The 20735-nt window shown below is 70.2% G+C and carries 28 protein-coding genes and 2 pseudogenes; 22 read left to right on the top strand and 8 right to left on the bottom strand.

Annotation, left to right across the window (positions count from 1 at the left end):
- Positions 1-184: 184 nt before the first annotated feature.
- From P3102_RS27790 to P3102_RS37860, 4 genes and pseudogenes are all read left to right on the top strand, one after another.
- On the top strand, positions 185-1045 hold the full coding sequence (locus P3102_RS27790; protein WP_276363018.1) for a fumarylacetoacetate hydrolase family protein: 861 nt from the start codon (positions 185-187) through the stop codon (positions 1043-1045).
- On the top strand, positions 1045-2346 hold the full coding sequence (locus tag P3102_RS27785) for an enolase C-terminal domain-like protein (RefSeq protein ID WP_276363017.1): 1302 nt from the start codon (positions 1045-1047) through the stop codon (positions 2344-2346). The genes P3102_RS27790 and P3102_RS27785 overlap by 1 nt, the downstream gene beginning before the upstream one ends.
- Positions 2343-3101 carry an SDR family oxidoreductase gene (locus P3102_RS27780; RefSeq protein WP_276363016.1) on the top strand — a complete coding sequence of 253 codons (759 nt, stop codon included), beginning with the start codon at positions 2343-2345 and terminating at the stop codon, positions 3099-3101. The genes P3102_RS27785 and P3102_RS27780 overlap by 4 nt, the downstream gene beginning before the upstream one ends.
- Positions 3102-3117: 16 nt before the next feature.
- Positions 3118-3366 (top strand): annotated as a pseudogene (locus P3102_RS37860) (ABC transporter permease); the annotation flags it as partial.
- Here the strand turns inward: P3102_RS37860 and P3102_RS27775 are convergent.
- Both P3102_RS27775 and P3102_RS27770 read right to left on the bottom strand, forming a co-directional pair.
- Entirely contained in the window at positions 3328-3498 is a 171-nt protein-coding gene (locus tag P3102_RS27775) for a hypothetical protein (protein WP_276363014.1), read from the bottom strand. The pseudogene P3102_RS37860 and the gene P3102_RS27775 sit on opposite strands and share 39 nt — an antisense overlap.
- Positions 3499-3594: 96 nt before the next feature.
- A complete protein-coding gene (locus tag P3102_RS27770; RefSeq protein ID WP_276363013.1) occupies positions 3595-4305 on the bottom strand; it encodes a FadR/GntR family transcriptional regulator in 711 nt (236 codons plus the stop codon).
- 79 nt (positions 4306-4384) lie between these two features.
- On the opposite strand from P3102_RS27770, the gene P3102_RS27765 reads away from it, so the two are divergent.
- The 5 genes from P3102_RS27765 to P3102_RS27745 all read left to right on the top strand — a co-directional run bounded on the left by P3102_RS27765 (position 4385) and on the right by P3102_RS27745 (position 7097).
- Positions 4385-4714, top strand: coding sequence for an L-rhamnose mutarotase (locus P3102_RS27765; RefSeq protein ID WP_276363011.1), 330 nt, complete (start codon positions 4385-4387; stop codon positions 4712-4714).
- Positions 4711-5682 (top strand): aldo/keto reductase, encoded by a 972-nt coding sequence (locus tag P3102_RS27760; protein ID WP_276363009.1) that lies wholly within the window; start codon positions 4711-4713, stop codon positions 5680-5682. Before P3102_RS27765 ends, P3102_RS27760 begins: the two co-directional genes overlap by 4 nt.
- Positions 5679-6518 carry an amidohydrolase family protein gene (locus P3102_RS27755; protein WP_276363008.1) on the top strand — a complete coding sequence of 280 codons (840 nt, stop codon included), beginning with the start codon at positions 5679-5681 and terminating at the stop codon, positions 6516-6518. Before P3102_RS27760 ends, P3102_RS27755 begins: the two co-directional genes overlap by 4 nt.
- Positions 6519-6588: 70 nt before the next feature.
- Positions 6589-6861, top strand: a complete 273-nt coding sequence (locus P3102_RS27750; RefSeq protein WP_276363006.1) for a hypothetical protein — start codon at positions 6589-6591, stop codon at positions 6859-6861.
- The gene (locus P3102_RS27745) at positions 6858-7097 is read left to right on the top strand and encodes a hypothetical protein (RefSeq protein WP_276363005.1); all 240 of its coding nucleotides are present in this window, start codon (positions 6858-6860) and stop codon (positions 7095-7097) included. The genes P3102_RS27750 and P3102_RS27745 overlap by 4 nt, the downstream gene beginning before the upstream one ends.
- Positions 7098-7177: 80 nt before the next feature.
- On the opposite strand, the gene shbA is transcribed toward P3102_RS27745, so the two are convergent.
- From shbA to P3102_RS27725, 4 genes are all read right to left on the bottom strand, one after another.
- Positions 7178-7834 carry an RNA polymerase sigma factor ShbA gene (gene shbA, locus P3102_RS27740; RefSeq protein WP_276363003.1) on the bottom strand — a complete coding sequence of 219 codons (657 nt, stop codon included), beginning with the start codon at positions 7832-7834 and terminating at the stop codon, positions 7178-7180.
- A 250-nt stretch (positions 7835-8084) separates the two neighbouring features.
- Positions 8085-8387: a DUF202 domain-containing protein gene (locus P3102_RS27735; RefSeq protein ID WP_276363002.1), complete on the bottom strand. Its 303-nt coding sequence runs from the start codon at positions 8385-8387 to the stop codon at positions 8085-8087.
- Positions 8384-8734 carry a DUF202 domain-containing protein gene (locus tag P3102_RS27730; protein ID WP_276363000.1) on the bottom strand — a complete coding sequence of 117 codons (351 nt, stop codon included), beginning with the start codon at positions 8732-8734 and terminating at the stop codon, positions 8384-8386. Before P3102_RS27730 ends, P3102_RS27735 begins: the two co-directional genes overlap by 4 nt.
- A 10-nt stretch (positions 8735-8744) precedes the next feature.
- Positions 8745-9197, bottom strand: coding sequence for a GtrA family protein (locus P3102_RS27725; protein ID WP_276362999.1), 453 nt, complete (start codon positions 9195-9197; stop codon positions 8745-8747).
- 172 nt (positions 9198-9369) lie between these two features.
- Between P3102_RS27725 and P3102_RS27720 the strand changes: the two are divergent.
- A pseudogene (locus tag P3102_RS27720) lies at positions 9370-9570 on the top strand (hypothetical protein); the annotation flags it as partial.
- 96 nt (positions 9571-9666) lie between these two features.
- Positions 9667-9978: an iron-sulfur cluster biosynthesis protein gene (locus P3102_RS27715; RefSeq protein WP_276362996.1), complete on the top strand. Its 312-nt coding sequence runs from the start codon at positions 9667-9669 to the stop codon at positions 9976-9978.
- 125 nt (positions 9979-10103) lie between these two features.
- On the opposite strand, the gene P3102_RS27710 is transcribed toward P3102_RS27715, so the two are convergent.
- Complete coding sequence (locus P3102_RS27710) at positions 10104-11228, bottom strand: glycerate kinase (protein ID WP_276362994.1); 1125 nt, start codon at positions 11226-11228, stop codon at positions 10104-10106.
- Positions 11225-12190: a D-glycerate dehydrogenase gene (locus P3102_RS27705; RefSeq protein WP_276362993.1), complete on the bottom strand. Its 966-nt coding sequence runs from the start codon at positions 12188-12190 to the stop codon at positions 11225-11227. Before P3102_RS27705 ends, P3102_RS27710 begins: the two co-directional genes overlap by 4 nt.
- A gap of 345 nt (positions 12191-12535) precedes the next feature.
- Here P3102_RS27705 and P3102_RS27700 point away from each other — a divergent pair, with 345 nt between their 5' ends.
- The 11 genes from P3102_RS27700 (at position 12536) to P3102_RS27650 (ending at position 20727) form a co-directional block, all read left to right on the top strand.
- Positions 12536-13345, top strand: coding sequence for a CoA transferase subunit A (locus P3102_RS27700; RefSeq protein WP_276362991.1), 810 nt, complete (start codon positions 12536-12538; stop codon positions 13343-13345).
- Positions 13342-14097 carry a CoA-transferase subunit beta gene (locus P3102_RS27695; RefSeq protein WP_276362990.1) on the top strand — a complete coding sequence of 252 codons (756 nt, stop codon included), beginning with the start codon at positions 13342-13344 and terminating at the stop codon, positions 14095-14097. The genes P3102_RS27700 and P3102_RS27695 overlap by 4 nt, the downstream gene beginning before the upstream one ends.
- Positions 14094-15272 (top strand): thiolase family protein, encoded by a 1179-nt coding sequence (locus P3102_RS27690; RefSeq protein WP_276362988.1) that lies wholly within the window; start codon positions 14094-14096, stop codon positions 15270-15272. The genes P3102_RS27695 and P3102_RS27690 overlap by 4 nt, the downstream gene beginning before the upstream one ends.
- Before the next feature lie 29 nt (positions 15273-15301).
- Entirely contained in the window at positions 15302-16036 is a 735-nt protein-coding gene (pcaH, locus tag P3102_RS27685) for a protocatechuate 3,4-dioxygenase subunit beta (RefSeq protein WP_276362987.1), read from the top strand.
- Positions 16036-16584: a protocatechuate 3,4-dioxygenase subunit alpha gene (gene pcaG / locus P3102_RS27680; protein WP_276362985.1), complete on the top strand. Its 549-nt coding sequence runs from the start codon at positions 16036-16038 to the stop codon at positions 16582-16584. Before pcaH ends, pcaG begins: the two co-directional genes overlap by 1 nt.
- Positions 16577-17356 carry a 3-oxoadipate enol-lactonase gene (gene pcaD, locus P3102_RS27675; RefSeq protein ID WP_276362984.1) on the top strand — a complete coding sequence of 260 codons (780 nt, stop codon included), beginning with the start codon at positions 16577-16579 and terminating at the stop codon, positions 17354-17356. Before pcaG ends, pcaD begins: the two co-directional genes overlap by 8 nt.
- Entirely contained in the window at positions 17353-17757 is a 405-nt protein-coding gene (gene pcaC / locus P3102_RS27670; RefSeq protein ID WP_276362982.1) for a 4-carboxymuconolactone decarboxylase, read from the top strand. The genes pcaD and pcaC overlap by 4 nt, the downstream gene beginning before the upstream one ends.
- A 9-nt stretch (positions 17758-17766) precedes the next feature.
- Positions 17767-18573, top strand: coding sequence for an IclR family transcriptional regulator C-terminal domain-containing protein (locus P3102_RS27665; RefSeq protein WP_276362981.1), 807 nt, complete (start codon positions 17767-17769; stop codon positions 18571-18573).
- Positions 18566-19135: a nucleotidyltransferase family protein gene (locus tag P3102_RS27660; RefSeq protein WP_276362979.1), complete on the top strand. Its 570-nt coding sequence runs from the start codon at positions 18566-18568 to the stop codon at positions 19133-19135. Before P3102_RS27665 ends, P3102_RS27660 begins: the two co-directional genes overlap by 8 nt.
- Positions 19136-19166: 31 nt before the next feature.
- Positions 19167-20039 (top strand): MoxR family ATPase, encoded by an 873-nt coding sequence (locus P3102_RS27655; RefSeq protein WP_276362978.1) that lies wholly within the window; start codon positions 19167-19169, stop codon positions 20037-20039.
- 121 nt (positions 20040-20160) lie between these two features.
- Positions 20161-20727 (top strand): TetR/AcrR family transcriptional regulator, encoded by a 567-nt coding sequence (locus tag P3102_RS27650; protein ID WP_276362976.1) that lies wholly within the window; start codon positions 20161-20163, stop codon positions 20725-20727.
- Positions 20728-20735 lie beyond the last annotated feature (8 nt).

The raw sequence follows: 20735 nt of genomic DNA, 5'->3' as shown, positions 1-20735 counted from the left end.
GAGTAGGTAACTATTCCATCTGTGACCCACGACACTCGGAGCGGTATCGACTGATCCGATCAATTTTCCGCACAAATCAGGCCGACCTCTAGATCTGTTCGCAGGCAGTCGGGTATACATCGGATGTCTGTTCGTCGCTGTGGGAACCGTCGCGGGTTGGCGGTTCGACCGGAAGGGAAAATCCGTGCAGCTGTTGCGTCTCGGGGAACCGGGAAGTGAGCATCCGTTCGTACGTGCTGGAGACGGCACGCTGCGCGATCTCTCCGGGCTGACCGCCGACCTCGATGGCGGCTTCTTCGCGAGCGACGGCGTTGCCAGGGTCGCGGCCGCGCTGGCCGCCGGTGAGCTGCCCGAAGCCGGTCCCGAAGCCGCGCGGGCCAGGGTGGGCGCGCCGATCGCGCGGCCGGGCAAGGTCGTCTGCATCGGCCTCAACTACCGGCAGCACGCCGAGGAGTCCGGCGCCGCCGTCCCGGCCGAGCCGGTCGTCTTCATGAAGGCCTCCGACGTCGTCGTCGGCCCGGAAGACGACGTGCTCGTGCCGCGCGGTTCGACCAAGACCGACTGGGAGGTCGAGCTCGGCGTGGTCATCGGCAAGACGGCGCGCTACCTCGAAAGCGTCGAAGACGCCCTCGGACACGTCGCCGGCTACACCATCTCGAACGACGTGTCCGAGCGCGAGTTCCAGCTCGAACGCGGCGGACAGTGGGACAAGGGCAAGTCGTGCGAGAACTTCAACCCGCTCGGCCCGTGGCTGGTCACCGCCGACGAGGTGGCCGACCCGCAGGCACTCGGCCTGCGGCTGTGGGTCAACGGAGAGAAGAAACAGGACTCGTCGACGAAGGACATGATCTTCCCGGTCGCCGAGATCGTGCACTACCTGAGCCGGTTCATGGTGCTGCGCCCCGGTGACCTCATCAACACCGGTACTCCGCAGGGCGTCGCCCTCGGCCGGCCGGACCCCAAGCCGTACCTGCGCGAAGGGGACGTCATCGAACTCGAGATCGACGGCCTCGGCCGCCAGCGCCAGACTGTCAGGCAGGCGTGATGGCGAAGATCGTGGGCATGGAGGTGCTCGACGTCCGCTTCCCCACCTCGCGGGAGCTGGACGGTTCGGACGCCATGAACCCGGACCCGGACTACTCGGCCGCGTACGTCGTGCTGCACACCGACGGCGGCCCGGACGGCTACGGACTCGCCTTCACCATCGGACGCGGCAACGACGTCCAGGCCGCGGCGATCCGCGCGCTGGAGCCGCACGTCGTCGGCAGGGAGGTCCCCACCGGCGCCACCGCACTCGGTGACCTGTCGAGGACACTGGTCGGCGACTCGCAACTGCGGTGGCTCGGCCCGGAAAAGGGGGTCGCGCACATGGCGATCGGCGCGGTGGTCAACGCCGCCTGGGACCTCGCCGCGCGCGTCGCCGGGCTCCCCGTGTGGCGGTTCGCCGCCGAGATGCCGCCCGAGGACCTCGTCTCCCTCGTCGACTTCCGCTATCTGTCCGACGCGCTGACCGAGCAGGAAGCGCTCGACATCCTTCGCGCCGCCGAACCGGGCCGTGCGGAACGGATCGCCCGGATCGAACGCGACGGGTACCGCGCGTACAGCACCTCCCCCGGCTGGCTCGGCTACTCGGACACGAAACTCGTCCGGCTCGCCGAACAGGCGGTCGCGGACGGCTTCGAGATGATCAAACTGAAGGTCGGCGGCAACCTCGAGGACGACGTCCGCCGGATGAAACTCGCCCGCGAGACCGTCGGCCCGGACATCCGGGTCGCCGTCGACGCGAACCAGCGATGGGACGTTTCGACCGCGATCACCTGGATGACCGCCCTGGCACCGTACGACCCGTACTGGATCGAGGAGCCCACCTCGCCGGACGACGTGCTCGGGCACGCCGCGATCGCCAAGGCGCTCGCCCCGATCCGGGTGGCCACCGGCGAGCACGTCCAGAACCGCGTGGTGTTCAAGCAACTGCTGCAGGCGGGCGCGATCTCGGTGCTGCAGCTGGACGCCGCCAGGGTCGGCGGGTTCACCGAGAACCTGGCGATCCTGCTGCTGGCGGCCAAATTCGGGATCCCGGTGTGCCCGCACGCCGGCGGCGTCGGGCTGTGCGAACTCGTGCGGCACCTGTCGATGTTCGACTACGTGGCCGTGTCCGCTTCCGACGTGGACCGGTCCATCGAATGGGTCGACCATCTCCACGAGCACTTCACCGACCCGGCCGCCGTGATCGACGGCCGCTACGTCGCCCCGTCCGCACCGGGTTTCTCGGCACGGATGCACGACGCGACCCTGCGCCGGTTCACCTTCCCCGACGGTCCGGAATGGACGGAGACAAGCAAGTGAGTGAGTTCGAAGGCCTCGTCGCGGCCGTCAGCGGAGGCGCGTCGGGAATCGGCCGGGCCACCGCGGATCTGCTCGCCTCGCGCGGGGCGAAGGTCGCGGTGCTCGACCTGAATCCCGGCGACCTTCCCGAAGGCCTGACCGGATTCCGGTGCGACGTCGGTTCCGACGACGAGGTCCGGTCCGCGATCGACGCGGTCGCGGAGCGTTTCGGCGGGCTCGACGTCCTGGTCAACAACGCGGGGATCGGCGCACAGGGCGACGTCACCGCCAACAGCGACGAAGAGTGGCACCGCGTGCTCGACATCAACGTCGTCGGCATGGTGCGGCTGGCGCGGGCCGCGTTGCCGCTGCTGAAGAACTCGCCGTCGGCCGCGATCGTCAACACCTGCTCGATCGCCGCGTGGGCCGGCCTGCCCGACCGCGCGCTGTACTCGGCGAGCAAGGGCGCGGTGCTCTCGCTGACCCTGGCGATGGCGACCGACCACCTCGCCGACCGGATCCGGGTCAACTGCGTCTGCCCCGGCACCGCCGACACTCCGTGGGTCGGCAGGCTGCTCGACGCCGCGGGCGATCCGGAGGCCGAACGGGACGCGCTGGCCGCCCGTCAGCCGATGGGCAGGCTGGTGACCGCGGACGAGGTCGCGAACGCCGTCGTGTACCTCGCCAGTCCGCTTTCGGCGTCGACCACCGGAACCGCGCTCGCCGTCGACGGGGGTATGTACGGGCTGCGTCCGCGCGGCCCCGTCCAGCGGTAGGGGTTCCCGGTGCCCCGTGTTCGGGCCGGGCCTGCGGTACCACCGGATCGGCCGCTCGCTGTACGCCATCGGAGGCGACCGCGAAGCCGCGCGGGCCGCCGGTATCCGCGTCGACCGGATCTCGCGGGGTGTCTTCGTGGTGGCCGGGGTGCCGGCCGCGCTCGGCGCCGATCAGGGCGACGGGTCGATCCTTCGGGGGTTCGCCGCTGCGGTGATCGGCGGTGTCTCACCGGACGGTGGGAAGGGCACTCTGGTCGGGGCGCTCACCGGCGTGCTGCTCCCGCAGACGGTCACCATCCTGCTTCAGATCGCGCAGGTGCCGCCGGGAATGGCTGAAGGCGATCCACGGCGTGATCGTCTCGCGCTCTGCCGTCGGGAAGGCCCAGACGTGATACACCGATGCGAGGAAGGGGCCTTTCCTGGCGAATTTCGCGATGAAAGGCCCCTTCATTGCACGCGCCAGAGCTATCGGAAGCCTCGGGAGGATGCGGTGTCAGGAAGCTTCGGCCGCCGTGGTGGGGTCGTCGGCGGTGCCGAGGGCGTTGCGGAGCCATTGCTCCACCCCCGCCACGTGCACGGTCGCCCACGAACGCGCGAGTTCGGGTTCGCGGGCGGCGATGGCCTCGTAGATCGCCGTGTGCTGCTCGCGGGTCTTCGCGACCGCGCCCTCCTGCGTGAGCCCGCGCCAGATGCGGGCGCGCGCGGTGGGGCCGGACAGGCTGTCCAGCAGCGAGCACAGCACCGGATTGCCGGAGCCGTCGGCGATCTTGCGGTGGAATTGCAGGTCGTTCGCGACCAGCGCCTCCACCGTCGGCGAGTCGGCCAGTTCGTCGAGCAGGCGGCCCAGTTCCGCGATGTCCCCGTCGTTCATGTGCATCGCGGCCATCGCCGTCGCCGCCGGTTCGAGGATCCGGCGGACGGCGAGGAAGTCCAGCACGGTGTCGTCCCGGTGGAAGTCCACCACGAACGTCATCGCGTCGAGGAGGAGATTCGGTTCGAGGCTGGTGACGTACGTTCCGTCGCCCTGGCGGACGTCGAGCACGCGGATCAGGCACAGCGCCTTCACCGCTTCGCGCAGCGAGCTGCGGGACAGGCCGAGCCGCTGGGCCAGTTCGGCCTCCTTCGGCAGCCTGTCGCCCGGAGCAAGCTCACCGGAGATGATCATGTCCTTGATCTTGTCGATCGCGACATCGGTGACCGGCATGTTCCCCCGCCCTCCCCGAAGACCTCGGATGTTTGAGTGTGCGTTGACAGAGTGCCATGTTTCGAACTGAGGAGGCGCGGTGACCCACGGTGTCGCACTGCAAAGAGTGGCACTCCACACCCGGCTGAAGCCGGGCAAGGAGGCCGAATACGAGTCGGTCCACGCCGTCATCCCACCTGGACTGGACGAAGCCCTGCGCGGTGCGGGCGTGCGTTCGTGGCGGATCTGGCGGGACGGCCTCGACCTCTTCCACGTGGTGGAGGTCGAGGACTACGCGAAGATGCGCGCGGTCCTGCGCGATCATCCGGCCAACCTCCCGTGGCAGGCGCGGATGGCGGAACTGCTCGACGTCGAGGACGACTACTCGGGCAACGATGCGGGTCTCGGCCTGGTGTGGGAGCTTCCGTGACGATTTCCCTGTCCCCGCTGGGGCTCGGCTGCGCGCAGCTGGGCAACCTGTACCACGCCATCACCGACGAGACGGCCGAAGCGACCGTCCGGCAGGCGTGGGACGAAGGCGTCCGGTACTTCGACACCGCCCCGCACTACGGTCTCGGGCTGTCGGAACGGCGGCTGGGCGCGGCGCTTTCGTTCTACGATCGCGCGGAGTTCGTGGTGTCGACCAAGGTCGGCCGCGTGCTGGAACCGGATCCCGCCGGTGCCTCGCGCACCGACTCGCAGGGTTTCGTCGTCCCCGCGGCGTACGAACGCCGCTGGGATTTCAGCCGCGACGGGGTTTTGCGGTCGCTCGAGGACAGTTTGGAGCGGCTCGGGCTGGACCGCGTGGACGTCGTCTACGTGCACGACCCGGACGAACACTTCGAGGACACCGTCGACGGTGCGTTCCCGGCGCTGCTCGAATTGCGGGAGCAGGGCGTCGTCGACGCCATCGGGGCCGGGATGAACCAGGCGCCGATGCTCGCGGAGTTCGTTCGCCGGTTCGATCTCGACGTGATTCTGCTGGCCGGCCGCTACACCCTGCTCGACCAGCCCGCGCTCGACGATCTCCTCCCGCTGTGCGTCGAACGCGGGGTGGACGTGGTGGCGGGCGGCGTGTTCAACGCCGGGATCCTCGCCACCGCGTCGCCCGGCACGATGTACGACTACGCCGAGGCCCCGGCCGAACTCGTCGAGCGTGCCCAGCGGATCGCCGAAGTCTGCGCGCGGCACGGAGTCGAACTCCCGCAGGCGGCCCTGAGCCTGCCCGCCGCGCATCCGGCGGTGGTGTCCGTCGTCGTCGGCGCGCACGATCCCGGCCAGGTGCGGCTCAACGCCGAACGGTTCCGGCGTCCGGTGCCGCGCGAATTGTGGACGGACCTGATCCGGGCGGGACTGCTGCGTGAGGACACCGTGCTGCGACCGGAAGGACAGTCGTGATCGACGCGCACCACCATCTTTGGGATCCTTCACGGCGGGACTACCCGTGGATGACGGGGAAGGCGCTGGACCCCGTCCGCCGTCCGTACACAGTGGACGATCTTCGCGCGGTGACGAAGGCGGCGGGGGTGAAGGGGACCGTGCTGGTGCAGACGGTCTCGTCGGAGGAGGAGACACGCGAGTTCCTCGCCGCGGCTCAGGCCGAACCGCTGATCGCGGGTGTCGTCGGCTGGACCGACCTCACCGCCCCCGGCGTCGCCGAGCGCGTGGCCTCGTTCACCGGGCCCCTGGTGGGGATCCGGCATCAAGCGGAGGACGAGCCGGACCCGTCGTGGCTGACACGGCCCGAGGTCCTGCGTGGGCTCGCCGTCCTCGGCGAGGCCGGGCTGGCGTATGACCTCCTGGTGAAACCACCGCAGCTTCCCGCCGCCCTCGCCGCCGCGAAAGCGTTGCCCCATCAGGTTTTCGTGCTCGACCACGCCGCGAAACCGCCGATCGCCTCGGGCGAGTGGCAGCCGTGGGCGGACGGTGTCGCGGCCCTGGGGGAGCTGGACAACGTGTACTGCAAGCTTTCCGGGCTCGTGACCGAGGCGGACTGGCCGCGGTGGAAGGTCGGGCAGCTGGCGCGGTGGGCCGAGCACGTGCTGGAGTCCTTCGGGGCTTCACGGCTGATGTTCGGCTCCGACTGGCCGGTCTGCGAACTCGCCGCCGCGTACGAAGTCGTCGTCGACACGGCGTTCTCGCTGACCGGCTCACTGAGCGACGCCGAGCGGCTCGAGTTCTTCGACGGCACCGCGAAGCGCGCTTACCGGCTCCCCGCAACGGGAGGGGCGTGAGCCGGCCGGATGTGCCGAGCACCACGTGCCCTACCGGTTTGGCGGGGGCGGGGAAGGGTATCGAAGGGCCGTGACTTCCTCCCTGCAGAAAGAGCCCGGTTCGCTGAAGGACCGGCTGCCCGCGGTCGACAGCAGCACGGGTTCACTGCCGATTCTCGAGTCCTACCCGGACTTCCACGGTGTCCGGCTGCATTCCCTGACCCGCCCGGCGGAGTATCGCTGTGCCCGATGTGGCGGGACGTGTTCGAGTGCCCTGGCCGCCACCTCCGACCACCACGGGGCCGGAGCGCTGATCTGTCCCTCCTGCTACGGCGTTTTCGTCGAGAGCCGGGTCCGGGGATGATCATCGCGGCGTTGGTGCTCGCTACGGTCGCGCTCGTGGTCGCCGCGGTGGCGGTGCGCGTCGCCTTCGCCGCGAACCGCAGGGCGGTGGAGTCGCGGACCCAGGCGCGGCAGGCGCGTGCCCACGCCGACGCGCTCGGGGATCGGTTGCGTGGCGAGATGCGCCGGCCGGCGCCGGATCCGTCGGTGGTCGCGAAAGTGCTCGGCGCGGTCGGCCTCATCGAGTCGCGGCGCTGAACCGCCGGGCGGCTCGGGGAAGGAAAGGTGGGCGGCGCGGGGGTCATGCCGCCGGTCGGCGATTTCGGCAGGGATGAAGCTCAGAACTCGTCCTGCTTGACCATCGTGCGCAGGCGGACCAGGGCGCGGTGCTGCGTCACGCGCACGTTGCCGGCGGAGATCCCGAGTGCCTCGGCGGTTTCGGCGGCGGAGAGGCCGACGGCGATGCGGAGGGCGAGGATCTCCTGCTGCACCCGCGGCAGGGTGGAGAGCAGGCGGTTGAGCCGGGCACCGAGGTCCAGGTGCAGGGCGTGCGACTCGGGTTCGTTGTCGCCGATGGGCCGCTCCGGCAGTTCCGGTACCGGCTCCGACCGGTCACGGGAGACCGCGCGGTAGGCGTCGGCGACCTTGTTGGCCGCGATGGCGTGCACGAGATAGAGGAACGAACCGCCGCGGTCCTGGTAGCCGGGCAGTGCCTTCAGCACGGCCATGCACACTTCCTGCGCGACGTCGTCCGCCGACAGGTAGGACAGGTCGCGCCCGCCCATCCTGGCGCGGCAGTACCGGACGACGACCGGCCCGATCATCCGCAGCAGGGACTGGATCGCGGCGGGATCACCGTCGCCCGCGTCCTTGACGAGGGGATCGAGATCCTCCTTCGTCAGCCGTCCGCCCGGTCGAGGCAGGTTCTCCGGAGTCGTGTATCCGGGGACCGCATCGGGGGTGACGGTTCTGGACGCGCTCGAAGTTGCTTGCATGGTCGTCCTCCCCGGCCGACCCGGCGACCGTCGCCGTCGAGGGGTCAACACTCCGTAACTATTGAGGGCGGCAGATGCTCCGTAAGATCAGCCTCATCCACCGCCGTTGCGACGCAGCGTAATCGTAGGCGTCGATCGGACGGCAGTAAAGATTTCAACTAGAGATAGCCCATTCGCCGGAGTCGGCTTAATACAACCGAGACTCCGCGTCCCGGAAAGAGGCTCCGGGATCGCCGGATGTGCGCGCCGCTCAGCGCACCGCGATCAGGGCGACGGCGGTCGCTACGACGAGTGCCGACGTTGTGACGGCAAGGAGCGGGTCAAGAGATTTCGGGGTGCCCGGACGGCGCAGTGCTCGTTCACGGAACGCCCCGGCGGCGACGAGGGTGATCACCATGGCGCCCGCGAACGCGACCGGGACGACCGTCGTGCCCCAGCCTCGCCGGGCCGCGCTGTGCAGGAGCAGGAGTGTGCAGGCAGTAGCCGCGAGCGCGGTCCGGCGCCAGGCCAGTCCGGTCCGTTCCGCTTGCGCTCCGTGATCGGCGGCGTTCACGAGAAGACCACCAGCACCGCGGCCGTCAGCGTGATCGCGAGGATTCCGGTGCTCAGCAGGATCAGCATCCCGCTCTTCGGCAGCGGCCGCCCCGCACGCATCGCGGTCTGCACTCGCCGCCAGCGCGGATACGCGCTCGCCGCGAGTACGGCGGCCAATACGACGCACATTCCCGCGAGGACGGTGCTCAGCGCGTTCGGATCGGGAACCAGGTGATGGACGGCGACGCCGCCCGCGAGCAGGCCCAGAGCCGTCCGGAGCCAGGCGAGGAAAGTGCGTTCGTTGGCGAGGGTGAATCGGTAGTCGGGTTCCGCACCACCGTCGTGCGGTCCGTTGATCTCTGTCACGCGGCGAAGCCTAGGCGCTCCGGCGCGTGAAGACCCACCAGCGAAGGACCGCGAAGCGCGCGGTGCCGCCCACGACACTGGCCGCGAGCAAGGCACCTGTCTGCTCGAGCGCGGTCGGCTCGGTGATCACCGCATCGAGGGACGCGAGCACGGTCGAGCCGTACACGGCGTAGAAGGCGAACGTCATCAGGTCCTGGAAGTGCCGCTTGCCCGCGTTGCTCTCGCGGCCGGCGAAGGTGACCCGGCGGTGGAACTCGGTGTTCCCCACGGTGGTGATCGCGAGTGCGACCAGATTGGCCACCTGGGAACCGAGAACCGGCTGGAGGAAAAGGAACAGCACGGCTTGCAGGCCGGTGGCGGCGACCCCGGCGACGACGTACCAAACGGCATGGTTGCCGAGTTCGTGGTGCCGTTCCGGCGCGCGCCGGAGGACCCGGTGCCCTGGCGCCCACCTGGTGGTCATACCGACGACGCTACTCCTTGTTTCACAAACTTGTGAAGCTAATGAACTACCTGAGAAGCTGTGATCCCTGCGACAGCGTCGCTGTTTGGCCTGCGGAGACGTCGGGTAAGCCACCAAGACCGGGTCGAGTACAGCACGTCCCGGAAGACGTCCGACCAAGAGGGAGTGGCCGATGAGCGACCGAGAAAGCGCGGAGCCGGAAACGCTGAATCCCAGTGAGGCGCTCGACGAGGACGAACTTCGCGTCGATCCACTCGAAGAGGGTGTCGAGCCGCCCGAGCACTGGAGCGCGGCCGACCGGTTCGGAACCACCCCCAGGGAGATCCGCGAGGGTGAGTCGCACGCCATGCGGCTGGCCGAGGAGGTGCCCGACGTCGGCGAAAAATGATCTTCGCTCAGCCGGCGAGCCGGATCGGGATCTCCTGACGTGGCCCGCCAAGCGCAAGACCGCGACGAAGGAAGGGCAGAGATGCTGACAGTCACCGAAGCCGCCGCCGAGGCGATCACGGCACTGACCGGGCAGGAAAACGGGCAAGACGGAGGCGGGCTGCGGTTCGCGATCCACTCCCGGCAAACGGACAACCCCCAGCTCGCGGTTTCCGTCGCTCCCGAACCCGAAAGCGGCGACCAGGTGCTCGGCGCCGACGGCGGCCCGAAGGTCTTCTTGGAGGCGGAAGCGGCCGAGCTGCTCGACGACAAGGTGCTCGACGTCCAGCAGGACGAAACCGGCGAAGTCGCCTTCGCCATCCTTCCGCAGGCTGAGCCCCAGGCTGGCAGCTGAACCGACTTCGCCGAGCCGGGGCAAGGCGCCGGTCGACTTCTGACGATGCTGCCGCGAAAACCACTTTGGGACCGCCAGCGTCGCAAAGGTGGCGTTCGCGGCGCCCCGAAGCCGCCGCAGTGTGCTTAACCGCGGGCCCAGGCGCGAACCAGTTCGCCGGCCCGCTCGCGCAGGAGGTCCGCCGCGTGCGCACGCGCGTGGTCGAGTGAGGGCGCGTGGTCGATCAGGGCGGCGCTGCCCACGACCCCGAGGCCGGCGAGCTGGCGCCGGTCCAGCTGGATCCGCCCGGCCAGCATCAGCAGCGGCACCGCGTGTTCCTGTGCGCGGGCCGCGATGCCCGCCGGTGCCTTGCCGTCGAGACTTTGTTCGTCCAGCGAACCCTCGCCGGTGATGACGAGGTCGGCGCGTTTAATGGCGTCGGCGACGCCGGTGAGCCCGGCGATGAGCCGGAAACCGGACTCGACGCTCGCGCCGAGTCCCGCGATCGCGCCCGCGGCGACCCCGCCGCCCGCACCCGCTCCGGCGAGGTCGGCGACGTCCTGGGTCCCGGCGTTCCGCAACGCCTGTGCCCAGCGCGCCAGTGCCTCGTCCAGTAGCTCGACCTCGCGCGGGCCCGCGCCCTTCTGCGGGCCGAAGACCGCGGCGGCGCCGCGGGCGCCGAGCAGCGGATTCGTCACGTCGGTGGCCACGGCGACCTCGACGGAGCCGAGCCGGTCCCGCACCGGGCCGAGTTCGGCCAGCGCGACGCGGCCCAGCGTGCCGCCGCCGAGCCCCACCGGCGAGCCGAACGCGTCGAAGACCCCGGCGCCCAACGCGGCCAGCATCCCGGCGCCGCCGTCGGTGCTCGCCGTTCCGCCGACGGTCAGCACCAGCCGTCGCGCGCCGTTGTCGAGCGCGTGGGCGAGAAGTTCGCCGACGCCCCAGGTGTGCGCGGCGAGCGCCACCTCCGGGCTCGGCTCGACGAACTCGATCCCGCACGCGCGGGCCGATTCGATGTAGGCCGTTCCGTCGAGGGTCACGTAGCGCGCGTCGACGGTGTCGTCGAGCGGACCGCGGACCGGGAGTTCGACCAGGCGGCCACCTGCCGCGACGAGGACGTCGAGCGTTCCTTCGCCGCCGTCGGCGACCGGGCAGGAGGAGACCTCGGCCTCGGGCAACGCGTCGCGGACGCCGTGGGCGATCGCCTCCGCGGCCTCGACCGCGGTCAAGCTTCCCTTGAACTTGTCGGGCGCGATGACCACGCGAGTCATGGGCGAACCTCCGTCAGCGGGTTCCCGCCGGCGAGCACCGACGCGACGTTCTCGGCCGCGAGCACGGCCATGGCAGTTCGGGTTTCGACCGTCGCCGATCCGAGGTGAGGCGACAAGACGACGTTTTCGCGGTCGAGCAGGCGGGGCTCGACGTCGGGTTCGGCTTCGAAGACGTCGAGGCCCGCTCCGGCGATCTCCCCGGCTTCGAGCGCGTCCGCCAGCGCGGCTTCGTGGACGACGGGACCGCGCGTGGTGTTGATGAGGTACGCGCCCGGTTTCATCGAGCCCAGCGCGGCCGCGTCGATGAGGTGCCGGGTTTCCGGCGTCAGCGGGCAGTGCAGCGAAACGACGTCGGAGCTTTCCAGCAGCTCGCCGAAGGGGAGATACTTCGCGCCCAAGGCCTTCTCGACGTCCTCGGCGGCCCGCGACCGTCCTGAGTAGACGATCCGCATACCGAAACCGAGCGCCCGCCGCGCGACCGCCTGCCCGATCTGGCCGAGTCCGACGATCCCGAGGGTCTTGTCCCGCAAGGAGGAGCCGAGCAGGAAACCCAGGTGGAACGACCACGGGGTGCGCGTGCGGAGCAGTCGTTCGCCCTCGCCGAGCCGCCGCGTGACCGCGAGGATCAGCCCGAACGCCAGATCCGCGGTGGCGTCGGTGAGCACACCGGGGGTGTTGGTGACGGTGATCCCGCGTCCGGCCAGCGCCGGGACGTCGATGTTGTCGTAGCCGACGGCCACGTTCGCCACGACCTTCAGCTCGGGGCCCGCCGCGTCGGCGACCTCGCCGTCGATCCGGTCGTGCAGCATGCCGACGATCGCGGACGAGCCTCGGACGAACTCGCGCAGTTCGCCCGGTGTCAGGGGCCGGTCGGCACGCGACAGTTTCACCTCCCCGGTTTCGTCGAGCACTTTCAGTGCTTCGTCGGGGATCCACCGGGTCACCACGATCGTCGAGGTCACCCCCTCAGCCTAGTGGGCGACGGGTGGCATCCCAAAGGCGAGAATCCCCGAAGCGAGTGAGGCGCTTCCCCGTCGCGGGGACCAGAGGAGATCGGCGACCTCCTGGTGGGAGAGGAAGGACAGCTTCGCCTTCTCAGGAAGCGCGCCGCACTTTTTCTCTCTTCTTCGGTGTTGTACGGCACGAGCTTGTCCACTCTCGCGTGGACCTCCTCGCGTCGGCGAAGCCGGTGACCTCGTTCCCGGGAAATCGGAATTCACCGAGCCGGGACAGTGCCAGACCAGACCGGTTGTGCTATGTTCATATGAAGAACACATGTGCGCCATACGAACAATCCGGGAGTGGGGATGGCGGAGCTGCTGTCGTTGAACGAGGCCGTGGCGCGGCTGGTACGTGACGGGGACACCGTCGCGCTCGAGGGCTTCACGCACCTCATCCCGGTCGCCGCGGGCCACGAGATCATCCGTCAGCGCCGGACCGGACTGACGCTGGTCCGCATGACCCCGGACATCGTCTACGACCAGCTCATCGGCGCCGGCTGCGCGAGCAAGCTGGTCTTCTCGTGGGGCGGCAACCCCGGTGTCGGTTCGCTGCACCGCTTCCGTGACGCGGTGCAACACGCGTGGCCGGTCCCCCTGGAGATAGAGGAACACAGTCACGCGGGCATGGCGAATCGGTACGTCGCCGGCGCGTCGGGACTGCCGTTCGCCGTCCTGCGCGGCTACACCGGCACCGACCTGCCCTCCCGGACCGACACGATCAAACCCATCACCTGCCCGTTCACCGGTGAGCGGCTCGCCGCCGTCCCCGCGCTCAACCCGGACGTCACGATCGTGCACGCCCAGCGGGCGGACCGGTCCGGCAACGTCCAGATCTGGGGCATCACGGGCGTGCAGAAGGAGGCGGTGCTCGCGGCGAAGCGCTCGCTGGTCACCGTCGAGGAGATCGTGGACGAGCTGGAACCCCGGCCGGGCGCGATCGTGCTGCCGTCGTGGGCGGTCACCGCCGTCGCCGAGGTTCCCGGTGGCGCGAAGCCGTCGTACGCGGCGGGGTACTACGAACGGGACAACGACGCCTACCAGGCATGGGACGGGATCGGCCGGGACAGGGAGAGCTTCACCCGCTGGCTCGACGAGCTGACGGGAGTGAAGGCATGACCGAGTACACCTCGGACGAGATGATGAGCGTCGCCGCCGCTCGCGCGCTCGGCGACGGGATGTCCTGTTTCGTGGGCATCGGCCTGCCCAGCACGGCCGCCAACCTCGCCCGCCGCGGGCACGCGCCGAACCTCACGCTGATCTACGAATCCGGCTGCCTCGGCGCCAAACCGACCAGGCTCCCGTTGTCCATCGGCGACGGTGAACTCGCCGACACCGCGGACGCCGTGGTCAGCGTCCCCGAGGTCTTCAACTACTGGCTCCAGCCCGGCCGGATCGACGTCGGCTTCCTCGGGGCCGCCCAGCTGGACAAGTTCGGCAACATCAACACCACCGTCATCGGCCCGGACTACACCAACCCCAAGGTGCGCCTCCCCGGGGCGGGCGGTGCGCCGGAGATCGCCGCGTCCTGCCGCGAGGTGTTCGTGGTACTCCGGCAGAGCACCCGCACGTTCGTCGAGAAGGTCGACTTCGTGACGTCGTTCGGGCACGGCACCGGCAAGGGCGACCGCGAGCGCCTCGGCCTCCCCGGCGCCGGGCCGACGCTCGTGGTCACCGACCTCGGCCTGCTGCGGCCCGACCCGGAGACCGCCGAACTCACCCTCACCGAACTGCACCCCGGCGTCGAGGTCGGTCAGGTCGTCGAGGCGACCGGGTGGAAACTGAAGGTGTCCGGCGACCTGGGGGCGACCCCGGCGCCGACCGAGGCGGAACTCCGCATCCTCCGAGACCTCAAAAGGGCGAGCGCATGACCGACGTCTTCCTGTTCGACGCCATCCGTACCCCGTTCGGCAAATACGGCGGCGCCCTGTCCGGGGTCCGTCCGGACGACCTCGCCGCCACCGTGCTGCGGGCGCTGGCCGAACGCAACGACCTCGACCCGGCCACCGTCGACGAGGTCGTGCTCGGCGACGCCAACGGCGCGGGTGAGGACAACCGCAACGTCGCGCGGATGGCGACGCTGCTGGCGGGCTGGCCGACGACGGTGCCGGGCGCCACGGTGAACCGGTTGTGCGGCTCCGGCCTCGACGCGGTCATGCAGGCCAGCCGGTCGGTCCAGGTCGGCGACGCCTCCCTCGCCGTCGCCGGCGGGGTGGAATCGATGAGCCGTTCGCCGCTGGTCATGCAGAAGCCGGAGAAGGCCTTTCCGGCGGGCAATCAGACGCTGCACTCCACCGCGCTGGGCTGGCGCATGGTCAACCCGAAGATGCCCGGACAGTGGACGGTGTCGCTCGGCGAGTCCACCGAACAGCTTGCCGAGCGCTACGGCATCGGCCGCGACGAGCAGGACGCGTTCGCCGTCCGCAGTCACCTCAACGCCGCCCGCGCCTGGGACGAGGGGTTCTACGACGACCACGTCGTCCCCGTCGAAGGCGTCGAACTCACTCGCGACGAAGGCATCCGGCCGGATTCCAGCCCGGAGAAGCTCGCGAAGCTCAAACCCGTCTTCCGTCCACAAGGGACGGTCACGGCGGCGAACGCGTCGCCGCTGAACGACGGCGCCTCCGCGTTGCTGCTCGGTGACGAGGCGGCCGGGAAGAGGCTCGGCAAGGCGCCGCTGGCCCGGATCGCCGGCCGTGGCGCGGCGGGTGTCGACCCCGACGTCTTCGGCATCGGCCCGGTGCGCGCGGCCGAGATCGCCCTGGAGCGGGCCGGAATCGGCTGGGAAGACCTGGCGGCCGTCGAACTGAACGAGGCCTTCGCCGCGCAGTCGCTGGCCTGCCTGCGGGACTGGCCGAAGCTCGACCCGGAGATCGTCAACGTGAACGGTGGCGCGATCGCGATCGGGCATCCGCTGGGCGCCTCCGGCGGCCGCATCCTCGGCACCCTGGCCCAGCACCTGCGCCGCAGCGGTGGCCGGTGGGGGCTGGCCACCATCTGCATCGGCGTCGGCCAGGGGCTGGCCGTCGTGCTCGAAGCCCAGTGATCCACTGATCCGCGCTGGAGGGAACAGCCATGTCCGCACCCGCAGAACTGAGGCTCCCGCGCTACCGGCGCGATCCGGAGGGCACGCATCCGCCGCTCGACCACGCCGGCTACCGGTCGACGGCGCTGCGGCACCCCAAGGAACCGCTGATCGTGCTCCCGCAGTTGCTGACCGAGGTCACCGGGCCGGCGCTGGGGCCGGGCCGGATCGGCGAGTTCGACAACGACCTCACCCGGGGGCACGCGGGGGAGCCGCAGGGCCAGCGGATCATCGTCACCGGGCGGCTGCTCGACGGTGACGGGCGGCCGATCCGGGATTCGCTGGTGGAGATCTGGCAGGCGAACGCGGGCGGCCGGTACCGGCACACCGGCGACCGCTGGCCGTCGCCGCTCGACCCCAACTTCGACGGCGCGGGCCGGACGCTCACCGACTCCGCAGGGCGCTACACCTTCACCACCATCAAACCGGGCGCGTATCCGTGGAAGAACCACGACAACGCCTGGCGGCCGGCGCACATCCACTTCTCCGTGTTCGGCACCGCGTTCACCCAGCGGCTGGTCACCCAGATGTACTTCCCGGAAGACCCGCTGTTCTCGCAGGACCCCATCTTCAACTCCATCCCGGACGAGAAGGCGCGGCAGCGGATGATCGCCCGGTTCGACCTCGATCGCACCGAAGCCGAGTGGGCGCTGGCCTTCCAGTTCGACATCGTCGTGCGCGGCCGCGCGGCTTCGGTCTTCGAAGACGAGGAGGACGAGCACTGATGCCGGAGACGACGCCTTCCCAGACCGTCGGCCCGTACCTGTCCATCGGCCTGCCCTGGCCGGACGGCCCGGACGTCGTCCCCGCGGGCGAACCGGCCGCGATCCGCATCCACGGCCGCGTCCTCGACGGTGCGGGCGAACCGGTCCCGGACGCCATGATCGAGACGTGGCAGGCCGACGCCGACGGACGGTTCGACCACCCCGACGACCCGCGCGGAGCGGTCGCGAGCGGGTTCCGGGGCTTCGGACGCTGTCCCACCGACCCGGGCGGCCACTACGAGATCCGGACGATCATGCCCGGTCCGCTGCCCGGCCCGGCGGGCAGCACGCAGGCGCCGCACATCGACGTCTCGGTGCTCGCCCGCGGCCTCCTGCACCGGGTGGTCACCCGGATCTACTTCGAGGACAACGACAACTCCGCGGATCCGGTGCTGGCCTCGGTGCCGGAAGCCCGCCGGGGCACCTTGGTCGCCACCGAGATCGGCGACGGTTACCGGTTCGACATCCGGTTGCAGGGCGAGGGGGAGACGGTGTTCTTCGATGTCTGAACCGGTGACGGTGCACAGCGTCGCGGAAGGGCCCGCGGACGGCCCGGCCGTGGTGCTCAGCGGATCGCTCGGCAGCGATCACCGCATGTGGGAACCGCAGGTGAAACCGTTGGTGGCGCGGGGTTTCCGGGTGATCCGCTACGACACCCGCGGGCACGGCGCCTCCCCGGTCCCGCCGGGGCCGTACACGCTCGCGGATCTCGGCGGTGATTTGCTCGCACTGCTCGACGAGCACGATGCCGAACGCGCCCACGTCGTCGGCCTCTCGCTCGGCGGGATGACCGGGATGTGGCTGGGCGTGCACGTGCCGGACCGGATCCGGAGCCTCGTGCTGTGCTGCACGTCCGCGAAACTCGGGCCGCCGGGCATGTGGGCGGACAGGGCGAAGACGGTCCGGGAGAACGGCACCGCCGCGATCGCCGAGGCCGGAGTCGGCCGCTGGCTGACCGCCGACTACGCCGCCGCCCACCCCGACCGGGCCGGGTACCTGCGCGAGATGATCGCGAGCGTTCCCGCCGAGGGGTACGCGGCGTCCTGCGCGGCCATCGAACGGATGGACCTCGTCGACGAACTGCCCGGGATCGCGGCGCGAACCCTGGTCATCGCCGGGGCCGACGATCCGGCCACCCCGGTCGAGCACGCCGAGGTGATCGCGGGCGGCATCCCGGACGCGCGGCTGGAGGTCGTCGAAGGCGCCGCGCATCTGGGGAGTTTCGAACAGCCGGAGCGGTTCACCGCGTTGATCCTCGAACACCTGGAGGCCGCCCGATGACCGACGACACCTACGAGACCGGCATGAAGGTGCGCCGCGAAGTCCTCGGGGACGCGCACGTCGACCGGGCGGTCGCCCGCACCACCGAGTTCAGCCGCCCGTTCCAGGACTACATCACCCGGGGGGCCTGGGGGTCGGTCTGGGCGCGTGACGGGCTCGACCGCAAGACCCGCAGTTGCGTCACCCTGGCCGCGCTCACCGCGTTGCACGCTCACGACGAGCTCGCGATGCACGTCCGCGCCGCCGTCCACAATGGACTCACCGCGCAGGAGATCTCCGAGGTCCTGCTCCACACCGCCGTCTACGCGGGTGCCCCGGCCGCCAACGCCGCGTTCGCCGTCGCCCAACGGGTACTGGCCGAACTCGGTGAGCCTGCCGCCCGGGAAGAGGGAGGCGGTTAGGGTTCTCGTATGGACGAAGGCGAGGTGACCGAGCGCGGAGCGCATCATGTCCAGTCGCTCGAGCGCGGGCTGGCGGTGATCAAGGCGTTCGACGCGGACGCGGCGGAACTCACGCTGAGCGACGTCGCCCGGTCCACCGGGCTGACCAGGGCGGCCGCCCGCCGATTCCTGCTCACCCTCGTCGACCTGGGGTACGTGCGCACCGACGGCAAGTACTTCTCGCTGACCGCGCGGGTCCTCGAACTCGGCTACTCGTATCTGTCGAGTTTGTCGCTGCCGGAGGTCGCCCAGCCGCATCTGGAACGACTCTCCGCCGAGGTGCACGAGTCGAGTTCGGTGTCGGTGCTCGAAGGCATGGACATCGTCTACGTCGCCCGCGTGGCCATTTCGCGGATCATGACCGTGAGCATCAACGTCGGCACCCGCTTCCCGGCCCACGCGACTTCGATGGGACACGTGCTGCTGGCCGGGCTCGATGGCGCCGACCTGCGGGACCACCTCGCCGGGGCGAAGCTCGACAAGCTCACCGCGCGCACGAAAAGCCGGCCCGAGGAACTACTCGCCGAACTGGTCAAGGTGTATGAGCAGGGCTACGCGATGGTCGACCAGGAACTCGAAGAAGGCCTCCGCTCGATCGCCGCGCCGATCCGCGACCGGCAGGGCAAGGTCGTGGCCGCCGTCAACCTCTCCACCCACGCCAGCCGCACCACTCGCGAGTCGGTCGAACGGGAACTGCTGCCGCCCCTGCTCGCGGCGGCGCGCGCCATCGAGACCGATCTGGCCTCCGCGCCCCCCACCAGAGCCCGGCATGGCTAAGGTAGCCGGCCTGCTGCTCGCGGCCGGGGCAGGCCGCCGCTTCGGCGGGCCGAAAGCGCTGGCCGTCCTCGACGGCGAGCCGTTCGTCGTCCGGGCGCTGCGGGTGCTCACCGACGGGGGCTGCGCGCCGGTCCGGGTGGTGCTGGGTGCCTCGGCCGCGGAAGTCCGCACGCTCCTGCCCGCTCCCGAAGCCGCCGTCGTGGCCGAGGATTGGGCGTCGGGAATGGGCGCGTCACTGCGCGCGGGCTTGAGCTCGCTCACCGGCACTGACGCCGAAGCCGTCGTCGTGCATCTCGTGGACCTGCCGGGGGTCGGCGCCGAAGTGGTCGGCCGGGTCGCCGCCGGGGCCGATGAGGACACGGTCGCGCGTGCCGCCTACGAAGGCGTTCCCGGTCATCCCGTCGTACTCGGCCGCCGCTGGTGGCCGGAGATCGTCGCGGGCGCGTCCGGGGACAAGGGCGCCCGAAACTGGCTCAAGGGACGCCGGGACCTGCGGCTCGTCGAATGCGGCGACCTCGGTACCGGGCACGACGTGGACCGGCGCGAGGACTTTCCAGGCTGATCTCGCGCTCGCCGAGGCATACGATCGGCACGTGACCGTCGAATCGCCCGAGAAACTGGCCGAAGCCCTCGAATCGGTCGGCTACCTCGCCGACGACGGCATCGCCACGGCCGGTTTCCTCGCCGTGGCGCTCGGTCGCCCGCTGTTCTGCGAGGGCGAACCGGGGACCGGCAAGACCTCGCTCGCCTTGGGGCTGGCCGAAGCGCTCGACATGCCGCTCATCCGGCTCCAGTGCCACGAGGGGATCGACGCGGCGCAGGCGCTGTACGAATGGGACTTTCCCCGTCAGCTGCTGCATTTGCGGGCGCTGGAAGCCTCCGGTGACGGCGGCCTCGACGTCGAGGCCGCCGAACAGTCCCTCTACACCGAACGTTTCCTGCTGTCCCGGCCGCTGCTGAAGGCGTTGCGGACCGCGCCGTGCGTGCTGCTGGTCGACGAGATCGACCGGGCCGACGACGAGTTCGAAGCCTTCCTGCTGCAATTCCTCGACGAGCACGCGGTGACGATCCCCGAGTTCGGCGAGGTGCGCGCCGAACATCCGCCGCTCGTGGTGCTCACCTCCAACCGGACGCGGGAGGTGCACGACGCGCTGAAGCGCCGCTGTCTCTATCACTGGCTCGAACATCCGGACCTCGGCCGGGAGATCGAGATCCTGCGCCGCAAGATCCCGGGCCTGGGCGAGGGGCTCGCCGCGCAGGTCGCGACGGCGGTGCGGCGGCTCCGGGCGATGGAGTTGCTGAAACCGCCCGGGGTCGCGGAATCCCTCGACTGGGCCCGGGCGCTCCTCGCCCTCGGAATGTCCGCATTGGACGCCGCGGCCGCCGCGCGGACGCTCGGCTCGGTGCTCAAATACAGTGAAGACCTCGCCCGCGTCCGGGCCGGGCTGGACCACTTGCTCGCCTGAGTGTCGGCGGTGCACGACGATGAACTCGATGGCAAGATGGTCAAGCGGAACCTTGCTCCGTTAACCCTGTGCGGCAGTGTCCCGGATGGCTACCCGACCTCGGCGGTGGAGGAGTGGCGTGATGGCTCGAGAAGGCACCAAGGCCAAACGCGCGGACGCCCGGCGTAACGAGAAGACGCTGCTCGACGCGGCCGCCGCCGTCTTCGTCACCTCGGGTGTCGAGGCACCGGTCCGCGATATCGCGGCCAAGGCGGGCGTCGGGATGGGCACGATCTACCGGCACTTCCCGACCAGGGCCGACCTCATCATCGCCGTCTACCGGCACCAGGTCGACGCGTGTGCCGAAGCCGGGCCGGAACTGCTGGCGTCGAGCGCTTCCCCGTACGAGGCGTTGCGGCGCTGGATCGACCTCTTCGTCGATTTCCTGGTCACCAAACACGGTCTGGCTTCGGTCCTGCAGTCCGACAACGCCGGATTCGAGACGCTGCACGCCTACTTTCTCGACACCCTCTTGCCGGTGTGCGCCCGGTTGCTCGACGCCGCCGCGGCGGCCGGCGAGATCCGCTCCGATCTGGAGGCGCTCGAAGTCCTGCGCGGCGTCGGGAACCTCTGCATCGGCGCCGACAGCGACCCCCGCTACAACGCGCGCCGGATGGCCGGTGTGCTCATCGCCGGACTGCGGCCCTAGGACCAACG

Origin of the sequence: Amycolatopsis sp. QT-25, assembly GCF_029369745.1 — a bacterium.
Taxonomy (GTDB): Bacteria; Actinomycetota; Actinomycetes; order Mycobacteriales; family Pseudonocardiaceae; genus Amycolatopsis.
The sequence above is the reverse complement of the archived record's forward strand: the minus strand, read 5'-3'. Positions and strand labels throughout refer to the sequence as shown.